The following is a 23079-nucleotide window of genomic DNA, read 5'->3' on the forward strand; positions in this document are numbered from 1 at the left end:
GGGGCGGACCTCGCACCCAAAATGCGAGACCCACCCCTCAGGGCGTCCCGAATCAGTCCTCGATAGACCCGGCCACCGTGCAGAAGTTGCCCTGCACCGCTTCCGTGTCGCCGGTAATGGCTCCACCGCCAGTGTCAACAAGGGTGCCGTCGCCCTCGAATGCCTGCTCGCACTCCACGTTCTGCAGGTTGCCGATGACCACGGGGTGCGGGTACGGGTCGTCGTAGCCGCCGGCACTGGCTACCCCGCCACCGACGAGGCTGATGCCGCCGACCATGGCCGCCACGGCCGCAGCCCTCTTCAGCTTGTGCATGCTGTCTCCGTTTTCCTCACGCACACGACCCTCCTTACGGACCGTGCCCGACTGATCACAGACGATAACATACCCTAGCCAATACACCATTCCAGACATGCCCGATGAATATCACCAATTTGCCCGTATGTGCTTTAGCGGCACCGAAAGCACCGGACCGACAGCAACAACAAGGCTCGACACCCCCGAAAAGCCAACCCGACAAGAACCGAGGGGCGGACCTCGCACCCAAAATGCGAGACCCACCCCTCAGCGCGCCCTGAATCAGTCCTCGATAGACCCGGCCACCGTGCAGAAGTTGCCCTGCACCGCTTGCGTGTCGCCGGTGAGGTCTCCACCGCCAGTGTCAACAAGGGTGCCGTCGCCCTCGAATGCCTGCTCGCACTCCACGTTCTGCAGGTTGCCGATGACCACGGGGTGCGGGTACGGGTCGTCGTAGCCGCCGGCACTGGCTACCCCGCCACCGACGAGGCTGATGCCGCCGACCATGGCCGCCACGGCCGCAGCCCTCTTCAGCTTGTGCATGCTGTCTCCGTTTTTCTCACGCACACGACCCTCCTTACGGACCGTGCCCGACTGGTTACAGAAGATAACACGTGCCTCTCTTACCCTTCATTTCCGACACATCCGATTGGATGGCATTGGTCAACTCATGCGAGTTTTAAGGCTGTTGTGGACGACGTCGGGGAGGCGCACCGTCAGGGAGTGCAGATCTCGGTGCTCTCACTGCCGCTCGTCACCTTGGCGCAGACCTTCGCGAGCTTGGGCACGGTGACGCTGACGCTCTGCTGGACGTTGGCCTGAACGGTCTGCTGGAACGTCAGGAGCTCGACGCCGTCCGCGGTGATGGTCGCGGTGACGGGCCGGGTCTCGGCGCACCAGATGTTGACGGTGGCCGTGCTGGCCACGGCGTTGCTGAACCTCTGGACGCCGACTGAGCAGGGAAACGCCTGCTGCGCGGAGGCCTGCGTCGGTACGGCGACGAGTAGCGACGCGGAAGCCAGCATCACGGCGGCCGACGAACGGAGCATACGGTGGGGCATTGGTCCTCCCAGGTGTTCCTTGGGCACGCCGCCAGCGGCGATCGGCCCTCGACTACGGCGCCCAGATGTCTCTTACGCGCCTTTTGGGGAGATGTGACCACGGGTGTACCTAACCGGCAACACAGGGGCGGCATGGCACCGGCCGGGTGGCCGCGAGGAGCGCAGCATCCGGACGGTGCATCGAAAGTTGCCGGTCGTGCCCCAGCGCCCGAAGGTCGAGGAGGATCGGCGAGCCGGATCTCCCGGATGTCAGTTCACGCGTTGTCTCAGCGGGTTGACGGCCCAACAGGCCCAGCAATGCCGTGGGCGCCGGTTCTTCCTGTGGACGAAGGAGAAGAGCATGAAGAAGCGGTTGATTGTGGCGCTGTGTGTGGCAGCCGCTGCGGCACTCACCGCCACGCCCAGCCGAGCGGCTCAGACCGAACTGCTGGTGGACGATGACGGTGTGCAATGCCCGGCGGCGACTTTCACCTCCATCCAGGCGGCAGTTGACGCCGCGCTTCCGGGCGCGACGATCCGTGTCTGCCCCGGGACGTACAACGAAGTGGTCACCGCGAACAAGGCGGACCTGCAACTGGTGGGGCCGAGTGCCCCGTCCGGGTGTACTCAGCCCGCCGCGCCGAACCCTGCCACTCAGGCGATCGTCCAGGCGAGCAACGCCGGCGGCGGCGTCGTCAACCTGCTGGAGAACGGCATCAGGTTCCAGCAGTTCACAGTTCAGAACAATCCGGACGGCCCCGGCGTTCTCACGGGTGCCTCGTTCTCCGGACACAAAGTCACGCAGAACACGGTGCAGAACAACGTGTTCGGGGTCTCCTTCGACTCCGATGGCACAGCACTCTCCGCGGTCCAGCAGAACTGCATCCGCCAGAACAACAGAGACGGAGCCTCCAGCGGTGCCGGAATCTACTCCGACCAGGACCTCGAGAACGCGGACATCGTCCAGACATCTTCTTCGACAACATCGTCTCCGCGATCGTACTGAACGGCACGGCACCGGGAGACGTCAACGACGTCGACATCGAACGGAACATCTCCCAGCAGGACGGTTCGCGCTGGCCATCTTCAACTCCACAAACACCGATGTGCGGTCGAACGTCGCCCGGAACAACTCCGGTTCCGCAATCTTCATCGGCAACGCCAACAGCGGACTGGGGATCCGCTCCAACGCCATCACCAGTGCTGCACGCGGTGTGCGGTCCAGCGCGGCGCTCGGCGTAGGGGGACCGAGCACCGACGCCAGTATCGCGTCCAACGCGATCAGCAACTCGACCAGCCCCACCAGCGGCGACGGGATCAACGTGCGTCCGGACTCGCTAACCAACTCCCTCATCTCGTCGAACGCCATCAGGAACAATGCGAGGGACGGCATCCGTATCGAGGCGGGCGGCAACGGAGGCAACAGGATCCTCTCCAACGCGCTCAGGAGCAACGCTGAGCACGACTGTCACGACGACACCACCGGTACGGGAACCGCTGGCTCACCTCTGGCGACTTCGGCCCGGACAGCGTCGGAGGACCGGGGGTCGTCGCGACGCTCTGGCTGAGGCAGGCGATAGGGCCTCGGTGGTGCGCGGGCGTGCGATCGACGTGTCCGCCACGGGAATGGACTTCTTTGCGCGCTGCGCCGTTCGTGTGGCGTCTGCGACGGATTCTTGTCACATGTTCGGCGTATATGCGGTACTCGACGTAGCCGAACCGGCGGGCCGCCCATCCCTTGTCCGGGGAACGTGGTGGCCGCACGCCGGTTCGTTCCGTTCCTCGCTCGACCGTGCGATGCGTTGTCACGATGGGCACACGAGCCTCGGACAGGGCTGGTCGTCAAGGTCCTGCGCGCGAACGCCGTTAACTCGGTGTTGGACCCGCACCCCTGGTGCGCCCCGGCGACCTGAGATGCGATCGGCCGGTTCGGTACGTCGGCTGCCTGGGATCCCAGGCAGCCGACGTCTTTCAGTCCGGTTCGTGGGCCCGGTGTTCGCTATGCCGACAGAGCGCTGACCGCCCAGCCGACACAGCACCCACCAGCGGAAACATCCGGCCCCCCAGCAAGAGTTCCCACACCATTAACTCATATGGGTGATATTCGGGGTTCCCCATTGTCCCCCGGTTACGGTCGTGGGCTAATGAGATCGGCAACAGACCCGGCGAGCCGCCCATCCTCCGGGGTCGTTGACTTCAGGATGACGTTACTGCCTCCTGAGTCGGCGAAATTGAAGGGGCGGCCTCTCTGAAAGCCGGCGAGAGTTTCTTGCCCGCTGTCGATGTCCCGAGCTACGGGGCTCTCTGGCTGTCCCCATCCAGATCAGGTGACCCCGATCGGGAAGGGTACGTCGTGATGACCAGTGATGCATTGTCGAAGAGTCGTCGGTTGCCGGGGGAACGGAGCGGTTCCCCACCACTCCGCCACTGGCCTGACGGCAGGATCCACTGGTTGATCCACTGACCACGCGGAGCGAGTTCGCGCCGCCACCACGGACAGCCATACCTGCTGCTCGTGCCTGACCACTCCCCGACGTTGGTGCCCCTCTCCCACCGAGGGCGGTACGCGGTGGATGCCGCGAAGTGCTTTGCCGCGGCCCGCCACGCTCACCGCCGTGCGGTCCGCACTACCTGCCTGACCTGGTCCGCCCTCGTCCAGGCCACTCGAGGACTCAGCCCACCACATTATCCATGAACGCCCTGTCTGCAAGGGCTTGTTCGCGAACCGCACCGCTTTCGACTCAGCCCAGGTGATTGCGGCTGAAGCACTCACGATGAGAGGAGGGAATTGCTGTGTCCATTCTGAGGCCGGCATCTGCCGTCCGGCGGAGGACGACCACCGTCGGTCCTTTCGCGGGGGAGCGTCATCAGAAACTCCACTGCGCATCGTGCTGTCACGACGTCGGCCCGGCGTTTGCACATCAGCGCGCGCAGGGCCCTCCGGTCCACCGCGGTCGGTCCGGTGGGCCGTACGCCGGCAACCAGCGGAAACCGGTGGCTACGGACGGGCAGTGCCACGGCTGCGCCCGGAAGGAGATCTCGGCAGCCGGGCTGAACGGGGTGTGCCGGACGACGAGTCGGCCGGACAGCAGGATGCGCGCCGTTGTCCTCGATGGCGGCGCGTGCGCTGACGTCGAGGACCGGCTCGACGAAGAGCTGAACGTGGTAGCACGCCTCTCCGCATCCGATGACTTCCATGAGATCGACGCCGCCCTGACCCTGCATCGGCCCAGGCTGCTGTTCCTCAAGTCCTCCCTGGAGAACCTGGACGCGCGCCTGATGTCTCTTTGCACGGCCCACCGTGTCGAAGTTCTCCTGCTGGCACGCCCCACTTACGGGCTCCTCGGCTCGGTACGGCTCCGGCGGTTCGGTGGACTTGCCTGGCTGCGCCTGCGCTGGCCGGTGCGTGGTCGTGCGGGCGCCTCGGCGAAACGGGCGATGGATCTGCTACTGATCGTGCTCAGTGCTCCGCTCTGGATGCCGGTGATGCTGCTCATCGGTCTGACGGTGTGCTGGGACGGTCCCCCCTTCTACCTACAGGACCGTGTGGGGCGGAACCGGCGCATCATCCGCGTCGTCAAGTTCCGCACCATGCGAGTCGATGCGGAGCGCGACACCGGCCCCGTCCTGGCTGCGGTCGATGACAAGCGCGTGACCCCGGTCGGCCGCGTCCTCAGGCGAACTCGGCTGGATGAACTGCCGCAACTGTGGAACATCCTGCGCGGCGACATGAGTCTGGTCGGTCCGCGCCCCGAGCGGCCGGAATTCGTCGAGGACTTCGTCCGCCAACTTCACTGCTACGACCTGCGCCATCTGATCCGGCCCGGGCTGACCGGCATCGCGCAGCTCACGGACGGCTACCAGGCGACCGTTCCGGAGAAACTGCGCTGTGACCTGCTGTATGTGAGCTGCCGCTCACTGTTCTTCGATGCCCGGCTGCTGATCCAGACGGTCAAGGACCTGCTGCGGGGGTTTCCTCATGGTTAGCACCGCGGACGCTGTGACGGGACGGCTGGCCCGCAACGGGATCAGCGTATGCGCGGCAGGCGCGGCCACCGCGCTGGCGAGCGTGGCATCCGTGCCGGTGCTCTACGAATGCCTGGGGCCACGCCGGTTCGGTGTGTGGGTCGCACTGAACGGGGCCATGGCGGTCGCCGCCCTCATGGACATGGGTCTGGGCTCCGCCCAGGTCCGGGAGGTGGCCCGGGCGCTGAGCGAGGGATGTCACCGGCGCGCACGCATGGTGCTGGGCATGGGTCTGGTATGGACAGCCGGTCTCGGAGTTCTTCTCATGACGGTCACGCTTGTGTACTGGCCGTGGCTGGCCGACTGGTTCGACCTGGGTGAGCTGTCCGCACAGGCACGCGGCGCGCTGTTGCTTCTCCTGGTGGGTCTGGTTCTGGACGGTCTTGGTACGCCGTGGCGGGCCGTACTGGAGGGGGCCCAGCGGTACGCCGTGGTGGCGCAGGTGACGGGCGGTACTGTCGCCTGCGGGGCGGCGGCGGCCATGATCGTGGCCGCGCGCGGCGGTGGGCTGATGACGCTGGCCGCGTGCAGCGCCGCCACCAGCGGGATCCGGGCTCTGGTGCTGACGGCTGCCGCTCGCCGCCACGCTCCCGCGCTGAAGCCGACGCTCCGGGGCATGCGCCGTACCGACATCTCGGCGGTGGCCGGCTACGGGTCGCGGATCCAGGTGTCCAACGCGGCCGCCGTGATCAACAACGAGAGTGACCGGCTGGTCCTCGCGGCCTTCAGCTCCCCGGTGGCCGTGGCCGGCTTCGATGTGGGCAGCCGCCTGGTGAACGTGTTGCGCCTGCCGCCGTGGTCCGTGCTCACCACCCTGTTTCCGGCCGCAGTCACCGCGGCCTGCGGTGAGACGAGGGAACGCCTGGACCGGCTGTACATCGTGATGACCCGTTACCTGTCCGCCTATGTGGCCATGGCTACGGCGATGCTGGTGGTGTCCGCGGAACCGCTGGTCCGGCTGTGGCTCGGCGAGGACGTCCCGCTGGCCTCCGCCACCATCGTGATCCTCGGACTCGGATGCGCGGTCAACATCACCAGCGGAGCTGCCGCCGTGGTGACCCGGTCGGAAGGGCGGCCGGGCCGGGAAACCCGGTACGCGCTGCTGGCCGCCGTACTGAACCTCGCGCTGACGGTGCCTCTGCTGCGATGGCTCGGGCCGGTGGGGGTGCCGCTGTCCACCGCGGTGGCGGCATCGGCAGCCACCGTCTACTTCTTCGTGCATTTCCACCGCGACTCCCGGCGCCCCTTCATGCCGTTGGTGCGGGCCGTAGGGGTTCCCGCCCTCGCCGCTGCCGTCGCCGTGGCCCTGACGTGGGCAGCTGTCCCCGTCCTTCCCGAGGGACCCGGACGACCGGGAGCCGCGCTGGCCGTGGCGAGCCGGAGCGGAACGGCCCTGGTGATCACGGTCGGGGCACTGGCCGCCCTGGGCTTCTTCGACCGGGCCGACCGGGATCGGCTGCGCACCGCGGCGCAGTGGCTGCTGCCCCACCGTCGTAAGGCGACGAGTTCCGACCGGAGGATGACATGACCTTGACATCAGCGCCGGAGACCTGCCTGGTGTGCGACAACGCACCGGGGCGTGCGCTCCTCTTCGACGGCTGTCTGCGCCAGTGCAGCAACTGCACCTTCAAGTGGACCGCCACGCGCGGCCCGACACCGACCGGACAGCTGTACACCTCTGACTACTTCGCCTCCGGCGGCTACCACGACTACTTCCGCCATACGGCGCAGTGGCGTCATGAAGCGCGGCGACGGCTTCGCTGGCTGCTGTCGGCCACGCGTCCGGCGACCCTCCTCGAAGCCGGGTCGGCGGGCGGGTTCTTCCTGGAAGCCGCGCGGGCGGCCGGCATCGTGGTCACCGGGGTGGAGCCGTCCGAGGCGTGCGTACGCTTCGCCGAGACCTCGCTCGGGCTGATGGTCAGGCATGGCGGGTTCGAGACCGCTCAACTGGGCACGCGCGTGGAGGCGGTGTGTGCCTTCCACGTCCTGGAGCACGTGGACGATCCCCGCCGGTTCCTGGACAAGGCCAGGTCGGCCCTGGTCCCCGGTGGCTGGCTGGCACTCGAAGTGCCGAACGTGGCCTCGGCCGCGGCCCGGCGCCAGGGCCGGTCCTGGCACGGTCTCCAACCGGAGTACCACCACTGGCACTTCGACCGCCGTTCTCTGCAGATGCTGCTGACAACGTGCGGATTCGCCGTTCACCGCTGCGACACCGTGCTGCCACGCCACTACATGAGGCTCCGTCAACGGATCAGGCCGTCGGCCATGTCCAGGATCGCGGCGGACTGGATGGAGTGCGGCTCGCTCCACACGGTCCAGCCCGAGATCGGGGACTACCTGCGTGTCCTGGCCCGACGCTCGGACGGGGGGCAGCCGTCATGACGCGTGTCGAGGTCTCCGTTCTGATCGTGAGCTGGAACACGCTTGCCGAGACACGGCGCTGCCTGGACTCCGTGCGTGCGGTCGAAGGCGTCGGCATCGAGGTGATCGTGGTGGACAACGGTTCCCTGGACGGTTCGGCCGAGATGCTCGCCGGCCGCGACGACATCCTGCTCATCCGCAACGGCGAGAACCGTGGCTTCGCCGCCGCGGTGAACCAGGCGTACACGTGTGCGTCCGGCGAGCTGCTCCTGCTGCTCAACAGCGATGTACGGCTGGAGCCCGACACGCTGCGCTCACTCGTCCACTTCTTGCGCGACCGGCCCGAGGCTGCCGGTGTGGCCCCGCTCTACCTCGGCCCCGACGGCATGGTCCAGCAGCACTACATGCGACTGCCGACCTTCGCCGGCGCACTCGCGCTGGCCACCGGACTGCGCAAGCTCCCGGGATTCCGAGCGGCGATGCGCCGATACCTGATGGACGGCGAGGACTTCTCCCGCCCCCGCCCCGTGGAACAGCCCTCGGCCAGTTGCCTGTTGCTGCGGCGGAGGGTCCTCGGCCCACACAGGGTCTTCGACGAGCGGCTGCCCGTCTACTTCAACGACGTATGGCTGGCCCGCAGGCTGAACGACGCCGGCCACCAGCTGTGGATGACACCTGATGCCGTGGTCACCCACACCCTGGGGGCTTCCACCCGCCTGCTGAGCCACGCGGCCCGCTCCCGCCACCATCTCGGCGGCCTGGTCCGCTATCTCCAGCTCACCGAGTCCGCGCCACGCATGAAGCTCTTCCGCGCGTTGGTCTTCGTCGATCGCGCGCTGCGCCGGGCACTGCACCTGCATGGCCACCTGGGCCTGGGGGATCTGCGCGCGGCCCTGGCCGGTGACACCGGCCCGCTCCCCGACGGGGATCCCCGCGAGTGGGTCGTCATGCTCAGCGCCGTTGGCTGGCCCGTTGGCTGCCAGCGCCAGCACGCGCTCGCCCGCCAGCTCGCCGCCCACTACCGGGTGCTCTTCGTCGAACCGCCCGGACAGCGTCCGCGCTGGCGCTTCTCGGTACAGGCGGTCGCACCGTCCCTGTGGCGGGTGACCCCGCCCGGCGTGCTGCCGTTCGGCCGCCAGGTGCCCGCGATCAACCACCTCAATCGCCGGGTGGCGGGCCGGCTGATCCGCCGATGGCTGGATGAGCGCCCGGCTGCCAGAACGGTGTGGCTCGACGAGGACCTCGCGGTGCCCGCAGTCGGCAGGCTCGGCGAGAAGGCCGTGGTGTACGACGTAGCCGATCTGGACTGGACGTTCACCCGCCGCTGGAACCGGTGGCACCTGCGCAGTGCCGCCCGGACCGCAGCCGACGTCGCCGACCTGGTCATCGCCTCTTCCCCCGCGCTGCCCGAGCGGCTGCCCTCCGCGCGGCGCCCGCCCGTCGTGGTGCCGAACGGCTGCGACCCGGAACTGTTCACCGCACAGGGCCCGGTCGCCGACTGGGTGAACCGTCTTGCGGGTCCACGGCTCGGCTACGTCGGAGTGATCGATACCCGCGCCTTCGACGGCGAGCTCTTCGCGGCCGTCGCCCGGCGCCGTCCCGACTGGACCTTCGTGCTGGCGGGGGCATCGACCAGGGCCGGCCGGGCCGCTCTGCGCGGGCTGCCCAATGTGCACCGGTGCGGTCAGCTCCCGCTGGAGGAGGTCCCGGCGTTCCTGCGGGGATGCGACGTGTGCCTGGTGCCCTACCGCGTCGGCGGGCTCATCGACTACGTCCAGCCGAAGAAGCTCTACGACTACCTGGCACTGGAGAAGCCGGTGGTCGCCACGCCACTGCCCGCGCTGTCCCGTCTCGGCCCGGATCTTGTCCGCCTCGCCACGGACGCCGACGGGTTCGTCGCGGCCGTCGAACAGGCGCTGCGCGCCGCCCGGTGCCCCCGTGCGCGAGCGGCGCGCAGGGCCGCGGCGGTGGCCAACAGCTGGACGGCGCAAGGCGAGACGGTACGCACGCTGCTCGCCGGGGTGGGGAGGGCCGATCCGCGATGAAACCGCTCTTCGCAAGTCTCGTGGCCGGCACGATCGCGGTGGCTTCGGGCGCCGCGGGTGCCATGGCGCTCGGCATGCTCCCCGGCGACCTGGGCGCCCTCTGCGCCGGTGCGCTGATCTGCTTCCTGACCTTCCTGCTGTGGCCGTATTCCATCCTCCCCATCGGAATCGTGGGCGGCACGGTGGTCGCCGGGTATCTCGCGGGCGGCCGCGTCAGCGTCGTCATCGCCCTGCACGCGGGCATTCTGGCCATCGGCTGCCTGGCGTTGCTGACCCGGCGCGTCTTCGTACGCGCCGAGGACCGACAGCCGCAGCGCACCGCGGCCGACGGCGCCATGCTGGTCACGGTCTTGTTCCTGCTCGTCGCCGCGGCCTACGGACTGGCCCGTGGCAACGCTCCCCACGCGGTCCTGGTGGCCGCCTACGAGTTCGCCGTCATCCCCGCCTACTTCTTCCTCACCACCTTCACCCTGCCCACCCCCCGGGATCTGGCCAAGGCCGCGGCGTGGTACCTCGCTGGTGCCATCGGGCTGACCGTGGTCCAGCTGATGGAGCCCGACCGGCACGGAGGACTGCTCGCGGCGCTGGCGCTCCCCCCGCTCCTGGTGGCAGCAAGCCGCGTCGGCGGCTGGAAGCGGGGCGGGCTCGCCCTGCTGATCGCGGTCACCGCCCTCGATGTCGTGCTCGCCTCCTACCGGGCGATCTGGCTGGCGACCGGGGTCGCCCTCCTCGTCCTCGCGCTGCGGGGCACCGCACGGGTCAGGCGCACGGTCATGACCGCCGGGGCCATCGGTGCCGTGGCGATCCCCCTGGTCGTCGTCCTCAGCCCGGCGTTGCGGACCCGGGCCCTGGCGACCGCTGAAGCCCTTGAGGAATCCTCCGGCTACCGGCTGCCCGAAGCGTCGGTGGGCCTCGGCACGTTCGCCGACCAGCCGCTGACCGGGGCCGGTCTGGGGCAGTCGACGCCAGGGGTGCACCTGCCTGACTTCGGGGTCACCACGGTGGGACCGGCGTACCACGTCTTCTACGTGATGATCCTGGCGAACCTCGGGCTCACCGGTCTGCTGCTGCTCAGGCCCCTGGCGATCGCGGTCCGCACCGGACTGTCGGCACCTGACGACAAAGCCGTCTCCTTCGCCGCGCTGACCTGCGGTTTCCTCGTCGCCGCCGCCTTCGCCGGACCCACTGACGGTCATTGGGAACTGGGGCTGCTGCCCGCCGTCACACTCCTGGTCGGCCGGGCCGCGAACTCCTCTGTACGCCCTGTACCAAGGGAGGTGCCGTGCAGGATCTGAACACCACCGCGATCGTGGTCACGTACAACTCCGCGGCCTGCATCACCGATTGCCTCACGGCCTTGCGGGAGGCGGGGGCGGAGGTGCGGATCGTCGACAACGCCTCGTCGGACGACACCGTCACGCTGGTCACCGAGCGCTTTCCCGACCTGACTCTGGTCGCCAATGCGGTGAACGTCGGCTTCGCGGCGGCCGTGAACCAGGCCCTGGCGGGCGTCACCACCGACACCGTTCTGCTGCTCAACCCCGACTGCGTCCTGTCGGCCGGTACCGCTCGCGGCCTGGTCACGACCATACGAACCCAACCGCTCGTCGGCGTCACCGGCCCCCGCCTCCTCGGGCCGGACGGCCGCAGCGTCATCAGCGCCCACCCCTTCGAGTCGTTGCTGACCGTCCTGGCCAGTCGCTTCGGCGGCAGCCTGCTGCCCGTCGGGCTGCGGCGCCTGCTGTGCGGGAACCTGCGGCGGCTGGCCTACGACGCCTGCCGTGAAGGCGGTCTGCCGGTCTGTGTCGACTGGCTGTCCGGAGCCTGTCTCGCGGTACGCACCAGCCTGCTGCAGCGGCTCGGCGGCCTCGACGAGGGCTACTTCATGTACTACGAGGACGAGGAGTTGTGCTGGCAGGCGCGGCAGGCCGGCGCCAAGGTCCTGTTCCTGCCCGCGCTTCAGGCCACCCACATCGGCGGTGCCAGCAGCAGCGCCGACCCGACGCAGGTATGGCCTCACCTGTACCGCAGCATGCTGCGGTACTTCGCCCTCCACCACCCCGGCAGCTACCTCCTGGTCCGCACAGCCGTGCTGCTCCGAGCCCTGCTGGGTGTCGGCTGGGCGCTCGTCCGCTCGCCACTGCGGCCGGCCGCCGCGTCCGCCCGTGCCCGGGCCTGGGTCCGGATCGCACGGGTCGCCGCCACCGCTCGCACCCCTCTTTTCCAAGGACGGCAATCATGCGCATTCTGATCACGGCGGTCGGCCAGCGGACCGAGCACTGGATCGACCTGTTCACGGCGCTCACCGACCGGCCGGACGTGGAGCAGCTCACCGTGTACGCCTCCGACGTCTCCCCACTCACCGTGCAGGGGCTTGAAGGCCTCGCCCGCCATCAGGCGCGTTTCCGCTACCGTCTCGCTCCCCACCTGATGGCAGAGGGCCGCACGGGCCACATGGCGTCCGTGATGTTCCGGCCGGGCAGCGGCAGGATGGTGCGCGACGAGCGGCCCGACGTCGTGCACGTCATCGGGGAGGCCGCATATCTGTCCACCCAGCAGGCAGTCCGGCTGCGCAACCGGTACTGGCCCGAGGTACCGCTCACCCTGTACGCCGCCCAGAACGTCGTCATCCGTTTCCCGTTCCCCTTCCCGCTCCTCGAGCGCCGCGCCTACCGGGCAGTCAGCCACGCCCTTCCGATCACCCCGTCCGCACGCCAGGTGCTGCGCGACAAGGGCTACCGGGGGCCGGTCACGATCGTGCCCCTGGGAGTCGACACCGAACGGTTCCACCCGATGAGCGTGCGTCCGCGGCGCTCCTTCACGGTGGCGTTCGTCGGCCGGCTCGAACCACACAAAGGCATCAGCGACCTGCTGCGTGCGGCGGAACTGGCGGACTGCGACGCGCTGGTGGTCGGCGACGGCAGCCTGCGCGGCCTGGTGGAGAAGGCCGCGACCGACCGCCGAGGCCGTGTCGAGCTGAGGAAGTGGGTCGATCACTCGGAGCTTCCCTCGATCCTGGCCCGTGCGGACGTACTTGCCCTGCCCTCACTCCCGGTGACGCAGCGAAACCTCGTCCCGTGGATCGGCATCCCCCTGCGGGAGCAGTTCGGCCGGGTCCTGGTCGAGGCGATGGCCTGCGGCATCCCCGTCGTCGGCAGCGACACCGGGGACATCCCCCACGTCGTCGGAGCGAGCGGCCTGGTCTTCCCCACCGGTGACGTCGCCGCGTTCGCCGACTGTCTCAAGCGGCTTCGGAACGAGCCCGGCCTCGCGCAGCGGCTCGGAACAGCGGGACGCTCCCGCGCCTGCGAGGAATTCGGCTGGCAGGTCATCGCCGACACCCTGTGCCGCACCTGGCGGGGACTCATCGCGCCCGTCCACCGGCTGCGCGCGCCCTCGCCTCGCCCGTCGTCGCCTCCTGGCCGCCCTACGCCGTCCGCCGCCGGGTCGGACCGCGGCAAGGAGGAGACCCGGTGAAGCCGCTGTCCTTCTCCTTGAGCCCGCGAGCCACCGGATTCCGCGTGGCCGTCCCGCTGCTGATGCTCGGCGTGGGCGTGGGCGGGGCCGGCCTGGTGACGGCACTGACCCCACCGACATACCAGGCCCAGGCATCGGTTCTGGTCACCGGCACCGCCACGCGTACCGCCCCGTCACGCGTCGACCAGGCAATGCTGCAGAGCGCCACCCAAAGCCTGATGCCCACGGTGGTCCGCCTGGCCAAGTCCAACACCGTGGCCCTTGCCACCGCCGCTGAGGCCGGCCTCCCGGCAGACCTCGTGACCGACAGCATCGACGCGGACGCACAGCCCAACGTCCAGATCATCACCCTCACGGCCAAGGCCGGCACTCCGAAGCGCGCCTCGGCCATCGCAAATGCCCTGGCACGCACCCTGGAGACGCAGCTGACCCGCAGGCCGCTCAGTGGCGAGACTCTCCTGAGAGTGAAGGGGCGTCAGCTCGACCGGGCCGCACCCCCTCGACAACCGGTACAGCCCCAGCCCCTGCTGAACGCGGCAGTGGGCGGGCTGCTCGGTCTGATCTCCGGTTTCGGCCTGGTCTCCTTCCGCGAGAACCGCGACGACCGCCTGTACTCGCCCGGCGAGATGGAATCCGAACTGGGAACGCTCACGCTGGCCGTCGTCCCGAGGCTGTCGTCCCGCCTCAAGCGCCGCGGGGCACGCATGGTCTACGACCATGCCGACTTCCGCGCCGCGACACGCACCGCGATCGGGGCGCTGGCCGCGGTCTCCCCGCCCACCCGCTGCAAGCGCGTGCTGATCACCAGCGTGCGCGATGACGACGGCAAGACCATGGTGGCCACCCTGCTGGCTCTCGGGCTGGCCGAACAGCACGAACAAGTCACCTTGGTCGAGGGGCAGTTGCACAGCCCCACACTGGCCCGCCACTTCCCCGAGGTCCGGGAGCACACCCTGCAGGACATGCTCGGCAGGGATTCCGCCCCCGTCCATCACCCACTGATCACACACCCGCGGCTGTGCGTGATCCCCGCGCAGACGACCAACCCGCAGAACAGTGCCGCACTGCTGCGCAGCCAGAACTTCACCCGTTTCCTGGACGACGTCGCCGACCGCAACGACATGGTGCTCGTCAACGCGCCTCCGGTGCTCGGCAGCCCGGACTTCGCCGCCCTCGCCCGCCAGTGCGACGTCGTCATCCTCGTCGCACGGGCCGGACACACCAGCGGGCGCGACGCGGGGCGCGTCCTGCAGCTGCTCCAGCGCATCGACACGCCCATCGCGGGCCTCATCGTCACGGACACCCCCGAAGACCGGCGACGCGACCGCAGGCCTCCCACGCCCCTCCCCGAACCGCCGGACTCGTCCGGCGACCGCCTGCCCCCTGCCAGAACACCCCAGAACCTCGGCAGGGCCAGGGCCGCGCACCAGGCCTTCACGCCGACTGCTGCGGACCACTCCCGCCGGATGAACACCACAGCAATGAAAGGGAAGAAGTCATGACCAGTCAACGAGCCATCCGCACCCGCGCGGACGGCGCCGATCCGCTGCCCCGCACGGCGGCGCACACCAAGCCCGGGCCGGGCAACCTCCGTCTGCCGGTGTCGATCGCCGCAGCGGCGGCCATGGCCCTCGCCGGCCTCCTGCCGACCGCCGCACCCGCCCAGGCAGCGGCCGACCGCGCTCCCCTCGCCGTGGCGCTGCCCGCCCAGCCCTATCCGCCCCCCGGATGCGCGGCGACGGTGAACCGCACCGTGGTGTCCGGGGGCGATGATCTCACCGTCTCGGGCAACTGCTTCATGCCGTTCTCCGTAGTCACCATCAGGCTCGACAACACGATCCTCGAGACGGCCGTCGCCGACTCCAGCGGAGTCGTCACCGAGACCGTCACGATCCCGGAGGACACACCCATCGGGCGACACACCATCTCCCTGAGCGGGACAGGCTCAACAGGGAGCCCGATGACACTGAGCGTCGAGATCCGGGTGACGTTCTAGCCGCGGCCGACCGGCATCCATGTGATGCCGACGTCGTGGCCGCACCGGCCGGTGCCGCTGTCCCGACCGAGGACGCGGTGCCGGCCTCGCAACCTCGCCGTATCGCTGTATCGCTGTATCGCTGTCGTCGAGGAGGAATCACGGATGACGGACCAACCACGCCCCGAGCACCTGCCGAAGCGACGACGACGGCGCCGTCTGTTGACCGGGGGCGCGGGCACGCTGCTGATCACGGCCTTCGCCGGCTGGCTCGTCGTCACCGGGTTCTCGGCCCAAGCGGACCTCGAGGCGGCGCGTCGCGCCGTCGACCGACTGCACGCCGACCTCCAGGACGGCCACGCCGAGCGCCCTGACAGCCAACTCGCCGAGATCCGACGTCACACGGCTGCCGCCCGCAGTTCCACGTCGGGCATCGCCTGGTGGCTGGCGGCGCGGCTGCCGCCGACCGACCGCGCCGCGCGCTCCGCACGCGGCATCGCGGCCGCCGCCGACACGATCGCCCATGAGGTGCTGCCGGAACTCACCCGCGCCGCAACGACCCTGCGGCCCGCCGGGACGCTGGTATCCGGCAACGGCGTCGATCTCGCCGCCCTGGCCACCGCGGCCGGCCCGCTGACCGACGCAGACCAGAAACTGACCCGCGTTCAGGCTCAGTTGACGGCCCTGCCGAAGCACAGCGGCATCGACCGTCTCGACCGGGCCAGGGCCGACCTGCTCCAGCAGACAAGTCGACTCACCGACGCTGTGGGGACGGCAGCCACGGCCGCCCGCCTGCTGCCGCCCATGCTGGGTGGCGACGGCCCTCGCCGCTACTTCCTCGCCCTGCAGACCAACGCCGAAGCACGCGGTACCGGCGGCCTGGTCGGCGCCTTCGCCATCCTGGCCGCCGACCACGGGCGTCTGCGGTTCGAGCAATTCTCACCCAACAACGCCCTGCCGAACGCCCCGAAACCCGTCATCGAGCTGGGCCCGGACTTCGACCGCCGCTACACCGACGCACAAAGCACCCAACTGCTCGCCAACTCCAACCTCTCCCCCCACTACCCCTACGCCGCCCGCATCTGGACCAGGATGTGGCAGGAGCGCACCGGCATCCGTCTTGACGGTGCCATCGCCACCGATCCGGTCGGTCTCGCCCATCTGCTCAACGTCACGGGACCCGTCTCCCTTTCCGACGGCCGACGGCTCACAGCCGCCAACGCGGTCGCCCTGACCGAACGGGACCTCTACACCGACTACCCCGACACCAAGGCCCGCAAGAAGGCGCTCACCCGGATCGCGGACTCCGTGGCCGAATCCCTGACCCGCAGGCGGCTGCACGCCCCCGGAATGTTCAAGGCCCTGTCCACCATGGCCACGGACGGTCGCCTGCTCGTGTGGAGCCGCCATCCGGGCGAGCAGCGGCTGCTGGCCGACACCGCCCTCGGCGGCGTCCTGCCGGACACGTCGGCCCCCTACGCACACCTCGTCGTCAACAATGCGGCGGCCAGCAAGCTCGACTACTACCTGCACCGCCGACTGGACTACCGGCTCGGTCCCTGCCGCAACGGCATCCGGAAGAGCACCGTACGCATCCGCCTCACCAACTCCGCCCCGCGCACCGGGCTGCCGGACTACGTCGTCTACCGCGGTGACGATCCCCAGCGCACCCACGTCCACGGCTCCAACCTGCTGTGGACGTCCCTCTACACCACTCAGGGCGCCGAGTTGGCGGAAGCGACCCTCAACGGCAGGCAACTGCTGATGTCGGTCGACCGGGAGCGAAAACACACCGTCTTCTCCACCGTCCTGGAGATCCAGCCAGGACAGACCCACGTCCTCGACATCCGCCTCGTCGAACCGGCCGGCACCGCGCCTCCGCTCACACGGGTGCAACCCCTGGCCCTCCCACAGACCACCACGGTGTCCGGAAAACCCTGCGCAGACCGCTGACAGCACGCCGCCGTCTCCCCACCGGCGACATTCCCGCCACGCACGACCAGAAGGATTGCCCCATATGAAAGCCCTTGTCCTCGCCGGTGGCTCCGGCACCCGCATGCGGCCGATAACCCACACCTCCGCCAAGCAGTTGGTGCCAGTGGCCAACAAACCGGTGCTCTTCTACGGTCTGGAGGCGATCGCCCAGGCCGGCATCACCGAGGTCGGCATCGTCGTGGGGGACACCGGGGACGACATCCGCGAGGCCGTCGGCGACGGCTCCCGGCTCGGTGTCAGGGCCACGTACATCCCGCAGCACGCCCCGCTCGGCCTGGCCCACGCGGTGCTGATCGCCCGTGAGTTCCTCGGTGACGACGACTTCGTGATGTACCTCGGCGACAATTTCATCGTCGGTGGGATCAGCGCTCTGGTCGACGCCTTCCGCGCCGAGCGCCCCGACGCCCGGATCCTGCTCACCCAAGTGCCCGACCCCACCTCCTTCGGCGTCGCCGAACTGGACGCCGAGGGCCGGGTCATCGGTCTGGAGGAGAAGCCGAGCAGGCCCAAGAGCGATCTGGCGCTGGTCGGCGTCTACCTGTTCGGTCCCGCGATCCATGAGGCCGTACGCTCCATCGGCCCGTCCCGGCGCGGCGAGCTGGAGATCACCCAGGCCATCCAATGGCTGATCGACAACCGGAGCGACGTGCGTGCCACCACGATCGCCGGCTACTGGAAGGACACCGGCGACGTCGTCGACATGCTGGAGGTCAACCGCTCCGTCCTGGAAGCGGTCGACCGCTCCGTCCTGGGCAGGGTCGACGAGGCCAGCGAGATCATCGGCCGGGTACGCATCGACGCGGGCGCGCAGGTGCGCGGCTCCCGCATCGTCGGGCCGGTGGTCATCGGTTCCGGCGCGATGATCAGCGGCTCCTACATCGGCCCGTTCACCTCGGTCTCCGAGAACTGCCGGATCAGCGACAGCGAGATCGAGTACTCCATCGTCCTGCGCGACTCGTCCATCACCGGAGTGAGCCGGGTCCAGGCCTCGCTCATCGGCCGCAACGTCGAGGTCACCCCCGCGCCGCGCACCCCCTCAGCCCACCGACTCGTCCTCGGCGACCACAGCAAGGTGCAGATCTCCCCATGACCACAACCAGAATCCTGGTAACCGGCGGCGCCGGCTTCATCGGCTCCCACTACGTCCGCACGCTCCTCTCTCCGGGCGGGCCCGGACACGTGACGGCGACCGTGCTCGACAAGCTCACCTACGCGGGAAATCCCGCCAACCTCGACCAGGTCCGTGACCACCCCCGCTTCGCGTTCGTGCGGGGCGACATCTGCGACCCTGCGTTGGTGGCGGAGCTGATGGCCGACCACGACCAGGTGGTGCACTTCGCCGCCGAGTCGCACGTGGACCGCTCCATCGGATCGGGCGCCGAATTCGTCCGTACGAACGTGGTGGGCACGCAGACCCTGGTCGACGCCGCCCATCGCGCGGGCGTCCAGACCTTCCTGCACGTTTCCACCGACGAGGTGTACGGCTCCATCGACAAGGGCTCCTGGCCGGAGTCCCACCCACTGCGGCCCAGCTCCCCCTATTCCGCGACCAAGGCGGCCGGTGATCTGATCGCGCTGTCCCACCACCACACCCACGGCCTCGACGTCCGAGTGACCCGCGGCTCCAACACCTACGGGCACCACCAGTTCCCGGAGAAGGTCATCCCCCTGTTCATCACCAACCTGCTGGACGGCAGGAAGGTCCCGCTCTACGGAGACGGCGGCAACGTCCGGGAATGGCTGCACGTCGACGACCACGTACGAGGTATCGAACTGGTCCGCACCGAAGGCAGCCCCGGCGAGGTCTACAACATCGGCGGTGGCACCGAGCTGACCAACAAGGAGCTCACCGGGCTGCTGCTGGAGACCTGCGGCGCCGACTGGGACAGCAGCGTCCACCACGTCACCGACCGCAAGGGCCACGACCGCCGCTACTCGCTGGACTGCACCAAGATCCGCACCGAGCTGGGCTATCGGCCCCGCACGGGCTTCGCCACCGGCCTCGCACAGACGGTGCGGTGGTACCGCGACAACCGCGACTGGTGGGAGCCGCTCACACGCCGTCCCGCCTTCACGACAGGCCCGGCAGGGCCCCGCGCCCTGCCGGGCCTGTCCACCGAGGAGGCCATGACATGACCGCCACCTGGATGGTGACCGGCGCCCGCGGCATGCTGGCGCAGGAACTGCTGATCAGACTGGCCCGGGACGGGCAGAGGGCGGTGGGCTTCGACCGTGCCGTCCTCGACATCACCGACCCCGAGGCGGTGCTCCGCACCGTCGGAGAACACCGCCCGGACGTCGTGGTCAACTGCGCGGCGTGGACGGCGGTCGACGAAGCGGAGGCCCGCGAGACCGAGGCACTGCGGGTCAACGGCGACGGACCGCGCCATCTCGCCGACGCCTGCGCCGCGAGCGGCGCCCGGCTGCTCCAGGTTTCCACGGACTATGTCTTCGCGGGCAACGATTCCTTCCCCTACGCCGAGGACGCCCCGACAGCACCGCGCTGTGCCTACGGCCGCACCAAGCTCGCCGGTGAACAGGCGGTGCTGGCAGCTCTCCCCGACACGGGGTACGTGGTGCGCACCGCGTGGCTGTACGGCGCGGGCGGTGCCAATTTCGCCCGTACGGTGATGAGGCTCGCCGACGTCAGGGACACCCTTCACGTGGTCGTCGACCAGCTCGGCCAGCCCACCTGGGCCGCCGACCTGGCCGATCGGCTGGTCCGGCTCGGCCGCGCGGCGCTCACGGGAACCGCACCGGCCGGTGTCTACCACGGCACGAGTGGTGGTGAGACGACCTGGTTCGGCTTCGCCCGCGAGGTCTTCCGGCTGCTGGGCGCCGATCCGCGACGTGTCCGGCCCACCACCAGCGACACCTTCGCCCGCGTGGCACCACGACCCGCGTACAGCGTTCTCGGCCATGCCCGCTGGCGGACGGTGGGCATCGAGCCGATCCGCGACTGGCGCGAGGGGCTGCACGCCGCGTTTCCCGAGCTGTTGGCAGCGGAGCGGCGCTGATCCCGCGAGGGCCACGGACCGCCGTGCGGGTCGCGGCTCAGGCGCGGGGTCGGCGCAGATGGGCGTAGTACGCCTGGCAGACCTCGTACGAGGGCAGCAGAGCGGCCGCCTCGGCTTCCGCCAGGGTCGGTGCGGCGGAGTCCTTGGGCGACAACGTGGGCTCCAGGGAGGCGGGCCATTCGATGCCGAGTTCAGGGTCGAGGGGGTGGATGCCGTGCTCCCGCCGCGGGGCGTAGCCCTCGGAGCAGAGGTAGACGACAGTGGCGTGATGGCTCAGGGCCATGAAGGCGTGACCGAGGCCCTCGGAGAGGTAGACGGCCTGGTGGCCGACGTCGTCGAGGCGGACGGTCTCCCACCGGCGGTACGTGGGGGAGCCGGTCCGGATGTCGACGATCGCGTCGAGTACCGCACCGCGTACACACGTGACGTATTTGGCCTGGCCCGGGGGCACATCCGCGAAGTGGATCCCGCGCAGGGTGCCCCGGCCGGACACAGAGCAGTTGGCCTGGGCGAGCCGCAGTCCATGCCCGGTGGACTCGGCGAAGTCGGGCTGCCTGAACCACTCGTGGAAACTGCCACGGCTGTCGGAGAAGACTTTCGGCTCGTCCACCCAGGCTCCGGAGATGCGGAGTGGCCTCATAAGGGATCACGTCCTCGCGCAAAGTCTCATTCGGCAGGAAGCGCGGCGCGCTGGGGTGAGGGCCCTGGCTGTTCAGAGAAGGCAGAACCGTCCGGCCCGTGGCCCCCCGCAGGGCGACAAGTCCCGTTGTGCAATCCCAGTGACCCATTGGAGAAACCCGATACGCAACGCGCATGACGCCACATCACCCGATTGGCCGAGCGAACCGTCAGGGGTCGGTGCTCCATCATGGGGCCGGTCCGCAGACGAGGGCGTCAGCGCCGGTACAGCGCCTCTATCTCGTGGGCGTATGCCGTCGTCACCGCGTGGCGCTTGACCTTCATGGATGGGGTGAGGAGGCCGTTGTCCTCGTTGAACTCGCCGTCTACCAGCCTGAACTCCCGGATGGACTCGGCGCGGGAGACCGCCTGGTTGGCGTAGTCGACGGCCTTCTGGACGTCGGCGCGCATCCGGGGGTCGTCGACGAGCTCGGAGAGCGGGGTGTCCGGGGACATGCCGCGGACGTGGAGCCAGTGGGTGACGTCCTCGGGGTCGAGGGTGATGAGGGCGGCGACGTAGGGGCGGTTGTCGCCGACGACGATGCACTGGCCGACCGGGGGGCGGCTGCGCAGGCGGTCCTCCAGGACTGCCGGGGAAACGTTCTTGCCGCCGGAGGTGACGAGGATGTCCTTCTTGCGGCCGGTGATGGTGAGGTAGCCGTCCTCGTCGAGTGCGCCGAGGTCGCCGGTGGCGAACCAGGCGTCGGTGAGGGCGGCGTCGGTGGCGACCGGGTTGTTCCAGTAGGTGCCGAAGACAATGGAGCCCTTGATGAGGACCTCGCCGTCGTCGGCGATGCGGATGGCGGTGCCGGGGACGGGCTGGCCGACGGTGCCGGGGCGGGGCTTGAGGGGCGGGACGATGGTGGCGGCCGCCGTGGTCTCGGTGAGGCCGTAGCCCTCGTAGACGATGATGCCGGCGGCGTAGAAGAAGAGGTTGAGGTCGCGGTCGAGGGGGGAGCCGCCGCTGATGGCGTAGCGGAGGTGGCCGCCGAGTTCCTTGCGGACGCGGCGGTAGACCAGGAGGTCGTACAGGGCCCAGGCGGCGTAGAGGCCGCGGGTCGGGCCGGGGCCTCGGTCGAGGAACTTGTCCAGGTGGGACTCGGCGAAGCGGATGCCGATGCGGTGGGCGCGGTCGAAGGAGGCGCCGCGGCCGATGCGTTCGGCGGTGGCGCGGCCGGTGGCGTGGATCCGCTCGAAGAGGTACGGGACGCCGACGAGGAAGGTGGGGCCGAATTTTTTGAGCGCGGGGCGCAGTTCGGCGGGCTTGATGCTCGGGTAGTGGCCCAGCTCGATACGGGCCATCAGGCAGGCGATCTGGATCGTGCGGCCGAGGATGTGGGCCAAGGGGAGGAAGAGGAGGGTCGAGGCGACCTGGCCGGTGACCTCCTTGAAGACGGGGTGGAGCAGTTCGACCGTGTTGGCGGCCTCGGCGTGGAGGTTGGCGTGGGTGAGGACGCAGCCCTTGGGGCGGCCGGTGGTGCCGGAGGTGTAGCAGATGGTCGCGGCCGTGTCGGGGGTGAGGGCGGCGCGGCGCTCGGTGACGTCGTCGGCGATGGTACGGCCCAGGTCGGCGAGGTGGGAGAGGGCGCCTTCGTCCAGTTGCCAGATCTGCGGGGGCTGGGTGTGGCGATCGGTGGCAGTGGCGACGGCGGCCGCGTTCTCCGGGGTCTCCACGATCACGAAGCGGGAGCCGGAGTCGCGGACGATCCACTCGATCTGGTCCGGCGAGGAGGTCGCGTAGATGGGGACGGACTGGCCGCCGGCCGCCCAGATGGCGAAGTCGAGGACCGTCCACTCGTAGCGGGTGCGGGACATCACCGCGACCCGGCCGCCCGGTTCGAGGCCGGCGGCCATCAACCCCTTGGCGGTGGCGGTGACCTCGCGGGCGAAGGCGGCGGCCGTGACCGGGTGCCAGTCGCCGCGGTCGTCGGCGCGGCGCAGGATCACGGCGTCGGGGGCCTCGGTGGCGTTGACGAAGGGCAGGTCGGCGATGCTGCCGCTGGTCGCGCGGGGGGTGAGTGCGGGCGTGCGGGCCTCGCGGACGACACCGTGGGCGTCCTTCACGACTTCGACCTTGACCCGTTCGGTGAGGTCGGTGCGGTGTTTCGCCTGGTTCAGGTCCTTGCGTACGCCCATGGCAGCTCCCCGAGGCCGACGACCGTTTCATTAC

Annotated in this window: 20 protein-coding genes; 14 read left to right on the top strand and 6 right to left on the bottom strand. The window is 69.4% G+C overall.

All coding sequences use genetic code 11. The features are described 5' to 3' along the window. Positions 1–52 precede the first annotated feature (52 nt). From F3T56_RS24180 to F3T56_RS24190, 3 genes are all read right to left on the bottom strand, one after another. Positions 53–337 carry a hypothetical protein gene (locus F3T56_RS24180; RefSeq protein ID WP_342786979.1) on the bottom strand — a complete coding sequence of 95 codons (285 nt, stop codon included), beginning with the start codon at positions 335–337 and terminating at the stop codon, positions 53–55. A gap of 240 nt (positions 338–577) precedes the next feature. Further along, positions 578–838, bottom strand: a complete 261-nt coding sequence (locus F3T56_RS24185) for a hypothetical protein (RefSeq protein WP_149827483.1) — start codon at positions 836–838, stop codon at positions 578–580. Between the two features lie 173 nt (positions 839–1011). Further along, positions 1012–1356, bottom strand: coding sequence for a hypothetical protein (locus F3T56_RS24190; protein ID WP_149827484.1), 345 nt, complete (start codon positions 1354–1356; stop codon positions 1012–1014). 340 nt (positions 1357–1696) lie between these two features. On the opposite strand from F3T56_RS24190, the gene F3T56_RS24195 reads away from it, so the two are divergent. Beyond that, positions 1697–2341, top strand: coding sequence for a right-handed parallel beta-helix repeat-containing protein (locus F3T56_RS24195; RefSeq protein WP_149827485.1), 645 nt, complete (start codon positions 1697–1699; stop codon positions 2339–2341). A 21-nt stretch (positions 2342–2362) separates the two neighbouring features. Here F3T56_RS24195 and F3T56_RS24200 read toward each other — a convergent pair whose 3' ends face one another. Then, a complete protein-coding gene (locus F3T56_RS24200) occupies positions 2363–2704 on the bottom strand; it encodes a hypothetical protein (RefSeq protein ID WP_149827486.1) in 342 nt (113 codons plus the stop codon). A 1724-nt stretch (positions 2705–4428) separates the two neighbouring features. Between F3T56_RS24200 and F3T56_RS24205 the strand changes: the two genes are divergently transcribed. The 13 genes from F3T56_RS24205 (at position 4429) to rfbD (ending at position 20231) form a co-directional block, all read left to right on the top strand. After that, on the top strand, positions 4429–5322 hold the full coding sequence (locus F3T56_RS24205) for a sugar transferase (protein WP_149827487.1): 894 nt from the start codon (positions 4429–4431) through the stop codon (positions 5320–5322). Beyond that, the gene (locus tag F3T56_RS24210; protein WP_149827488.1) at positions 5315–6889 is read left to right on the top strand and encodes a lipopolysaccharide biosynthesis protein; all 1575 of its coding nucleotides are present in this window, start codon (positions 5315–5317) and stop codon (positions 6887–6889) included. The genes F3T56_RS24205 and F3T56_RS24210 overlap by 8 nt, the downstream gene beginning before the upstream one ends. Then, positions 6886–7743 carry a class I SAM-dependent methyltransferase gene (locus F3T56_RS24215; RefSeq protein WP_149827489.1) on the top strand — a complete coding sequence of 286 codons (858 nt, stop codon included), beginning with the start codon at positions 6886–6888 and terminating at the stop codon, positions 7741–7743. The genes F3T56_RS24210 and F3T56_RS24215 overlap by 4 nt, the downstream gene beginning before the upstream one ends. Further along, a complete protein-coding gene (locus F3T56_RS24220; protein ID WP_149827490.1) occupies positions 7740–9767 on the top strand; it encodes a glycosyltransferase in 2028 nt (675 codons plus the stop codon). The genes F3T56_RS24215 and F3T56_RS24220 overlap by 4 nt, the downstream gene beginning before the upstream one ends. Further along, positions 9764–11062, top strand: a complete 1299-nt coding sequence (locus F3T56_RS24225) for an O-antigen ligase family protein (RefSeq protein WP_149827491.1) — start codon at positions 9764–9766, stop codon at positions 11060–11062. Before F3T56_RS24220 ends, F3T56_RS24225 begins: the two co-directional genes overlap by 4 nt. Next, a complete protein-coding gene (locus F3T56_RS24230; RefSeq protein ID WP_172639108.1) occupies positions 11050–12018 on the top strand; it encodes a glycosyltransferase family 2 protein in 969 nt (322 codons plus the stop codon). Before F3T56_RS24225 ends, F3T56_RS24230 begins: the two co-directional genes overlap by 13 nt. Beyond that, positions 12006–13244 carry a glycosyltransferase family 4 protein gene (locus F3T56_RS24235; protein ID WP_172639109.1) on the top strand — a complete coding sequence of 413 codons (1239 nt, stop codon included), beginning with the start codon at positions 12006–12008 and terminating at the stop codon, positions 13242–13244. Before F3T56_RS24230 ends, F3T56_RS24235 begins: the two co-directional genes overlap by 13 nt. Then, positions 13241–14746: a tyrosine-protein kinase domain-containing protein gene (locus F3T56_RS24240; protein WP_149827494.1), complete on the top strand. Its 1506-nt coding sequence runs from the start codon at positions 13241–13243 to the stop codon at positions 14744–14746. Before F3T56_RS24235 ends, F3T56_RS24240 begins: the two co-directional genes overlap by 4 nt. Continuing rightward, positions 14743–15240, top strand: a complete 498-nt coding sequence (locus F3T56_RS24245; protein ID WP_149827495.1) for a hypothetical protein — start codon at positions 14743–14745, stop codon at positions 15238–15240. The genes F3T56_RS24240 and F3T56_RS24245 overlap by 4 nt, the downstream gene beginning before the upstream one ends. 144 nt (positions 15241–15384) lie before the next feature. Then, positions 15385–17172 carry a DUF4012 domain-containing protein gene (locus F3T56_RS24250; protein WP_172639110.1) on the top strand — a complete coding sequence of 596 codons (1788 nt, stop codon included), beginning with the start codon at positions 15385–15387 and terminating at the stop codon, positions 17170–17172. 64 nt (positions 17173–17236) lie between these two features. Then, the gene (locus F3T56_RS24255) at positions 17237–18304 is read left to right on the top strand and encodes a glucose-1-phosphate thymidylyltransferase (protein ID WP_149827497.1); all 1068 of its coding nucleotides are present in this window, start codon (positions 17237–17239) and stop codon (positions 18302–18304) included. Beyond that, positions 18301–19350 (top strand): dTDP-glucose 4,6-dehydratase, encoded by a 1050-nt coding sequence (gene rfbB / locus F3T56_RS24260; RefSeq protein WP_149827498.1) that lies wholly within the window; start codon positions 18301–18303, stop codon positions 19348–19350. Before F3T56_RS24255 ends, rfbB begins: the two co-directional genes overlap by 4 nt. Further along, positions 19347–20231, top strand: a complete 885-nt coding sequence (gene rfbD / locus F3T56_RS24265) for a dTDP-4-dehydrorhamnose reductase (protein WP_149827499.1) — start codon at positions 19347–19349, stop codon at positions 20229–20231. Before rfbB ends, rfbD begins: the two co-directional genes overlap by 4 nt. A gap of 37 nt (positions 20232–20268) precedes the next feature. Here rfbD and F3T56_RS24270 read toward each other — a convergent pair whose 3' ends face one another. Continuing rightward, complete coding sequence (locus F3T56_RS24270; RefSeq protein WP_149827500.1) at positions 20269–20871, bottom strand: dTDP-4-dehydrorhamnose 3,5-epimerase family protein; 603 nt, start codon at positions 20869–20871, stop codon at positions 20269–20271. A 254-nt stretch (positions 20872–21125) separates the two neighbouring features. Further along, on the bottom strand, positions 21126–23045 hold the full coding sequence (locus tag F3T56_RS24275) for an AMP-dependent synthetase/ligase (protein ID WP_149827501.1): 1920 nt from the start codon (positions 23043–23045) through the stop codon (positions 21126–21128). Between the last annotated feature and the right edge of the window lie 34 nt (positions 23046–23079).

The sequence above is a fragment of the Streptomyces tailanensis genome (assembly GCF_008386495.1).
Classification (GTDB): domain Bacteria; phylum Actinomycetota; class Actinomycetes; order Streptomycetales; family Streptomycetaceae; genus Streptomyces; species Streptomyces tailanensis.

What these genes read in the sequence shown, in the direction of transcription:
- F3T56_RS24205 (WP_149827487.1), top strand. Translation starts at nt 4,429, where the DNA reads ATGCGCGCCGTTGTCCTCGATGGCGGCGCGTGCGCTGACGTCGAGGAC.
- F3T56_RS24195 (WP_149827485.1), top strand. Translation starts at nt 1,697, where the DNA reads ATGAAGAAGCGGTTGATTGTGGCGCTGTGTGTGGCAGCCGCTGCGGCA.
- F3T56_RS24190 (WP_149827484.1), bottom strand. Translation starts at nt 1,356, where the DNA reads ATGCCCCACCGTATGCTCCGTTCGTCGGCCGCCGTGATGCTGGCTTCC.
- F3T56_RS24185 (WP_149827483.1), bottom strand. Translation starts at nt 838, where the DNA reads ATGCACAAGCTGAAGAGGGCTGCGGCCGTGGCGGCCATGGTCGGCGGC.
- F3T56_RS24275 (WP_149827501.1), bottom strand. Translation starts at nt 23,045, where the DNA reads ATGGGCGTACGCAAGGACCTGAACCAGGCGAAACACCGCACCGACCTC.
- rfbB (WP_149827498.1), top strand. Translation starts at nt 18,301, where the DNA reads ATGACCACAACCAGAATCCTGGTAACCGGCGGCGCCGGCTTCATCGGC.
- F3T56_RS24200 (WP_149827486.1), bottom strand. Translation starts at nt 2,704, where the DNA reads ATGGCGTTCGACGAGATGAGGGAGTTGGTTAGCGAGTCCGGACGCACG.
- F3T56_RS24270 (WP_149827500.1), bottom strand. Translation starts at nt 20,871, where the DNA reads ATGAGGCCACTCCGCATCTCCGGAGCCTGGGTGGACGAGCCGAAAGTC.
- F3T56_RS24250 (WP_172639110.1), top strand. Translation starts at nt 15,385, where the DNA reads ATGACGGACCAACCACGCCCCGAGCACCTGCCGAAGCGACGACGACGG.
- F3T56_RS24215 (WP_149827489.1), top strand. Translation starts at nt 6,886, where the DNA reads ATGACCTTGACATCAGCGCCGGAGACCTGCCTGGTGTGCGACAACGCA.
- F3T56_RS24255 (WP_149827497.1), top strand. Translation starts at nt 17,237, where the DNA reads ATGAAAGCCCTTGTCCTCGCCGGTGGCTCCGGCACCCGCATGCGGCCG.
- rfbD (WP_149827499.1), top strand. Translation starts at nt 19,347, where the DNA reads ATGACCGCCACCTGGATGGTGACCGGCGCCCGCGGCATGCTGGCGCAG.
- F3T56_RS24235 (WP_172639109.1), top strand. Translation starts at nt 12,006, where the DNA reads ATGCGCATTCTGATCACGGCGGTCGGCCAGCGGACCGAGCACTGGATC.
- F3T56_RS24245 (WP_149827495.1), top strand. Translation starts at nt 14,743, where the DNA reads ATGACCAGTCAACGAGCCATCCGCACCCGCGCGGACGGCGCCGATCCG.
- F3T56_RS24225 (WP_149827491.1), top strand. Translation starts at nt 9,764, where the DNA reads ATGAAACCGCTCTTCGCAAGTCTCGTGGCCGGCACGATCGCGGTGGCT.
- F3T56_RS24220 (WP_149827490.1), top strand. Translation starts at nt 7,740, where the DNA reads ATGACGCGTGTCGAGGTCTCCGTTCTGATCGTGAGCTGGAACACGCTT.
- F3T56_RS24210 (WP_149827488.1), top strand. Translation starts at nt 5,315, where the DNA reads ATGGTTAGCACCGCGGACGCTGTGACGGGACGGCTGGCCCGCAACGGG.